The 4,917-nt window shown below is 64.6% G+C and carries 3 protein-coding genes; 2 read left to right on the top strand and 1 reads right to left on the bottom strand.

Annotation, left to right across the window (positions count from 1 at the left end; genetic code table 11):
- Positions 1 to 2,537: Tn3 family transposase (locus ET21_RS0102930; protein WP_037470177.1), on the bottom strand; the 2,537-nt coding region annotated here is incomplete at its 3' end.
- A gap of 146 nt (positions 2,538 to 2,683) precedes the next feature.
- Between ET21_RS0102930 and ET21_RS0102925 the strand changes: the two genes are divergently transcribed.
- Together ET21_RS0102925 and ET21_RS0102920 are read left to right on the top strand one after the other, a co-directional pair.
- Positions 2,684 to 3,277 (top strand): recombinase family protein, encoded by a 594-nt coding sequence (locus ET21_RS0102925; protein WP_007683474.1) that lies wholly within the window; start codon positions 2,684 to 2,686, stop codon positions 3,275 to 3,277.
- The gene (locus ET21_RS0102920) at positions 3,274 to 4,635 is read left to right on the top strand and encodes a hypothetical protein (RefSeq protein ID WP_007683476.1); all 1,362 of its coding nucleotides are present in this window, start codon (positions 3,274 to 3,276) and stop codon (positions 4,633 to 4,635) included. The genes ET21_RS0102925 and ET21_RS0102920 overlap by 4 nt, the downstream gene beginning before the upstream one ends.
- Positions 4,636 to 4,917 lie beyond the last annotated feature (282 nt).

Genomic DNA, 4,917 nt, shown 5'->3' with positions numbered 1-4,917 from the left:
CGCTCGATCCGTCCGACCTCCCGAAGTGCCGCAGCAAGACTGTTTTGTTGACGATAGGCGGACAGCTTCTTCAAAATCAGCGACGGTGTGACAGTGCGGTCGCGCATCGCCGCGATGACCTCCGCAATTTCGGCCCAATGGCTGACGATCAGGTCCCGACCGAGGCGGCGCCCGAACAGCGGTGCGAGCCGACCATAGCGCCGCGCGGGCTCGAAACCATAGAGTTGTCGATCCGACAGGCGCGGAATGCGCGGCTCGAAATCGAGGCCGAGCAAATGCATGACGGCGAACACGATATCGGAGACGCCGCCACCATCGGTGTGGAGGGCGGTGATGTCCGCGCTGCTTTCGTGGCCGAGGATGCCGTCGAGTGCGTGGATCGCCTCGCCCGCCGTCCCGGCGATGACCGTCTGATGAAGCGGTGCGTATCGATCGGTGATGGTGGTGTAGATCTTGACCACGGGGTCGCGACCGTAATGTGCGTTGACCGTTCCTCCGGCTTCGCCGGCACCGCCGAGATAATAAGCCTGCCCATCGGCCGATGCGCGATGCCCCGAACCAAACCAGGCGGCGAGCGGTTCGGCATGGATAGCGTCGGTCAGGCTGGCGAGCGCGGCGCGAAACGTTTCCTCGCGCATATGCCACGTCTGCATACGCAACAGTGCGCGACGCGAGGCGACACCGCAAACTTCGGCCATGCGCGACAGACCAAGGTTGGTCGCCTCCGCGATCAAGGTGGCAAGAAAGGCGCGTTCGTCGGCGGGAGGCAGACCGGTCGAGACATGGCCGAAATGCTGGATGAAGCCGGTCCATCGTTGAACCTGCGACAGCACATCCGTGATACGGGTGGCAGGCACCATGCCGTAGCAGGTGAGCGCAAGTTGCCGCCCTTCATCCTGACCAGGGTCTTCTTTGGGGTCTTTCGGAAACCGCAGCCGCTCGCCGGCAAAAAGGGGGGGATCGCGTTTGTCCAGATCGCGGGCGACCTCGCGCAGGGCGCTATCAAGCCTTGCCGCCCTCTCGTCGAGCCAGGCGTGCGGATCGCCGAGCGAGAAAGCGGGCTTCGGTACGGGGCTGGCCGGTGGGGCAAGCAGCACACTGAGCGCGCGATGGACGCGCGCGGTCGGCACCCAGATACCACCGGATGCCAAAGCATTGGAAAGCGCGCTGTAAGTCGCCATCTCCCAATGGGTGCGATCGATCCCGCCTGCGGTCATGACATGCCGACGCCAGCGGTGCTCGACATGGCCAAGCGGCACGTCATCGGGCAACGCCCTGCGCCAGTCTCCGTCGAGATCGGCGAGGATCGCCATCGCATCGCGCAACGGCTGCATTCCGGCCCGGCCCTGGAAATCAAAAGCGCGCACGAACGACGGCCCCATCCGCTTGAAGGCGCGATATTCCGCCGCGATCTCGTCCAGAACCTCGTTCCGGTGCGGTGAGGCGGTACGTCGGATGATAGCGGCGTCGGCGTCGATGATGTCGAGGGATGCCACGGCATCGACCGCCGCGGCGACATCGCCGCCAGCCCGGGCCGCCTGGCTGATCGCTTCCAGAACCCTGGCGATGCGTAACATCCGTTCGCGGCCCTCGCGGCCGGAAACGGCCACGCGCTGTTCGAGCCGTTTGCGGGCGCGCAGATGGGCCCGCCCCACGAGCGCAATGAACATATCGATCGCCGCATCGGTCAGTGTCGCCTCCAGCTCGCGCAGCGTCGCGAGCAGCACGACCCGCCTGCGGGCCGGGCGCATTTGCTGGAAAGCCTGTGCCGTGTAGCGCACACCCTCCCGGGCGAATTGCCCCAGGCGCGGTTCGTGGCGAACATCAGGGGAGAAAGCCGATATGCCCGTCCCACGAATCAGCGTGATCTTTTCGACGATTTCCAAAAGCGAAGCGGATGCGACACGCGGTTCTGGCTCGCGCAGCCAGGACAGACGGCTCTGCCGGTCATGCACCTTGTCATCGATCAGCGCGTCGAGTTGCTGACGCATCTCATGGCCAAGGCCGCCATCGATCGCGGCCACGAGATCCGTTTCCGCCTGATGTATCGCCTCGGCCGCCATGCGCTCCACGACGCTGACACCCGGGATCACGATCCGACGCGCGCGCATCTCATCCAGAAGCCGGCCGAGCAGCGCGCGTCCGTCGATGATGCTCGCCGCCTCGTTTGTCAGCCATGTCCGCAATTCCACGCGGTGCGGGCGGCTCAGATCGCTGAAGCCGAAGCGCGTCTTGATCGCGGCGAGCTGATCGTAGCGCGTGGGCGTGCGTCTGGCGAAATCAGCTATGACCTTTGCATCCACCCCGACCTGCTCGGCAATATGGTCGAGCATGACCGCAGGCAGCAGTTCCCCGTGGCGCAGATGCCGGCCCGGGTAGCGCAGGCAACAAAGCTGCAGGGCGTAGCCGAGTCGGGTGGCGGGCGTGCGCGCGGTGTCGATCGCGGTCATGTCCTCACCTGACAGACTATAGTGCTTCACGATCGCCGCCTCGTCGTCGGGCAACATCAGCAGGGCAGCGCGCTGCCGCGTCGTCATCGGAATCCGTCCGGGCATCTTTGAACCTCCAAAAACCACTTGCCTTTCGGCATGATTCTGAAAGAGGATTGTGAAAGACAAGAGGCCGCAGGAATCCGTTCATGCCGCACTGGCCTCCGGATACGGCCGTTTGTGAAAGGCAGGATTTGACCAGGGCACCCTATCTGATCGGCTATGCGCGGGTGTCGAAGGGTGACGAGCAGTCGAACGCCGCCCAGCGCCGCGCCCTCGACGCGGCTGGGTGCAGGCGCGTGTTCGAGGAAATTGCCAGTGGCGGGCGCTGGGACCGGCCAAAGCTCCTGGAGATGATCGGCCAGTTACGCGACAGTGACGTCGTCGTCGTCTGGAAACTCGACCGGCTATCGCGCAGCCTCAAGGATCTGCTGCACATTATGGAGCGGATCGAGGCGGCGGGCGCGGGCTTCCGCTCGCTGACCGAGGCGATTGACACCACCACGGCCGCAGGTCGCATGATGATGCAGATGGTCGGGAGCTTCGCCGAGTTCGAGCGCGCCATGATCCGCGAGCGCACCTCCGCCGGCCTCGCCCAGGCGCGCGCCGAAGGGCGGATCGGCGGACGCCGGCGCAAACTCGGCGAAAAGCAACGGCGCGAGATCGCGGAGTCCGTCATCTCCGGACGAAAATCCGGCGCCGAGATGGCGCGGCTCTATCATGTCAGCGAGCCGACCGTTTCGCGCATCGTCGCCGCGCACCGACAGACTATGGAGCTACCGGCATGAAACGCGGCCACGACCTGACCGGGCTGATGAAGTTCGCGACACGGCCCGAGTGGGCCGACGACCTGCATGACGCGCTCGACGATCATCTGGGGCCGGTTCTCACGCAGTTCGACATCGATTCCGACGAACTGCCCGGCATCATCGGGGATCACTGGGCCATGACCTTGTGGGGCTGCGCGTTCGAGGACCTGGTGACCCGCGTCTTCGAGCCCGATGGCCGCAACATCGTGGACGAATATCTCAAGCGCCGCGGATGGAACGAGGCCGGCCCCAACAAGCTCTACATGCGCGCGCTGAAGACCTCCGTCATGAGCGTCTATGAAGTCAGCGCGATCGAGCCCGGCGTCGGCTTCCTCGCGCGAGATCTGATCCGGGGCGGTGATCCCGTCCAGGTCCGCGAGCGCACCGCGTCCAGGACGCTGGGCCCGTGGGATCGGATCGGCGTGCGCATCATTCCGGTGAGCGGGCATAGGATCCTGGCAGGCGGCCTGCTGTCCTTTACAGCGGAAGCCACCAGCGCCCTTCTCGAGGCATTGCGCCTGGGACAGGGCAAGCGCGGCCCGCGCGCGAAACTAGTGATCGACGATGATCAACTGCGCGACCTGGCGCCGCTCATCTCGATGGTCTGGCTGTTCGACATCTTGCCCAGGATGCTCGAGCCTGTCGCCATCCCCACGCTGCATAACGCCGATGGCGAGGAGGTTGTTTTCCACCGTGTCCGTTTTCCGTTCACGCGGGGGACGACGCAGGCACTCATCGGCGACCGCCTCGATACCGTGCCCGCCCTGCAGCGGGAAACGTCACATTTCTGGAACTGGCTCGGCACCAGAACAAAACAGGGCAAGAAAGGCACCGGCCAGATGGCGTGGGGTGTGTCAATGGAAGACGGCACGCCGGTGCTTGGGAATCTGGAACTCAAGGGCCGCGCTCTGATCCTCTCCGTCACCTCGGCCGAACGTGCAGAACGCGGCGTTGCACTCGTCACCCAGGCGCTCGGCGCCCTGGTGGGAACACCTTTGACCGAGATCGAGACGATCGAACAGGCGATGGCTGCGCGTCAGGAAGGACGAACCGTGTCGGAGCCGGCACCGGACATCCCGGTCGAGGTCGCCACCCCGCTTGTCCACGGCATGCTCGATCGTCAATACCGGACACTCCTCGATGAGCCTGTCCCGATGCTCGGCGACAAAACGCCGCGACAATGCGCCGGCAGCAAGGCCGGACGCGACCAACTCGCCACGTGGCTAAAACATCTCGAAAATCTCAGTGGGAGACACGCCGACATCGATGATCCGATGGCGACGTACGACTTCGGGTGGATATGGCAGGAACTCGGGATCGAAGAACTGCGCCGGTGACGGCTTGACCCCGCAACGATGAAGGACATGCTGGCCGCCTGATAGACACTGGAGCCGCCTTCACCAACGGTGCCTGCGGATTTGTATTGCGCACGGCTGCTCGCAGGTGCAGCATGAGGATGCCTTTCAGGCATCCTCTCCTAAAACTATGGCCGGCCGTTGTGCCGGCCTTTTTGTGTGGCCGCGACGGCTTACGTAGCGCAATCCCTGGCAGAGAAGCTGGCGCCGACGTCCCTCAAGCTCGCCTACCGTGAATCTGTGGCCGAATAATGCACAGGGGCC

Origin of the sequence: Sphingobium sp. DC-2 (assembly GCF_000722555.1) — a bacterium.
GTDB classification, from domain to species: Bacteria; Pseudomonadota; Alphaproteobacteria; order Sphingomonadales; family Sphingomonadaceae; genus Sphingobium; species Sphingobium quisquiliarum.
The sequence above is the reverse complement of the archived record's forward strand: the minus strand, read 5'-3'. Positions and strand labels throughout refer to the sequence as shown.

What these genes read in the sequence shown, in the direction of transcription:
- ET21_RS0102920 (WP_007683476.1), top strand. Translation starts at nt 3,274, where the DNA reads ATGAAACGCGGCCACGACCTGACCGGGCTGATGAAGTTCGCGACACGG.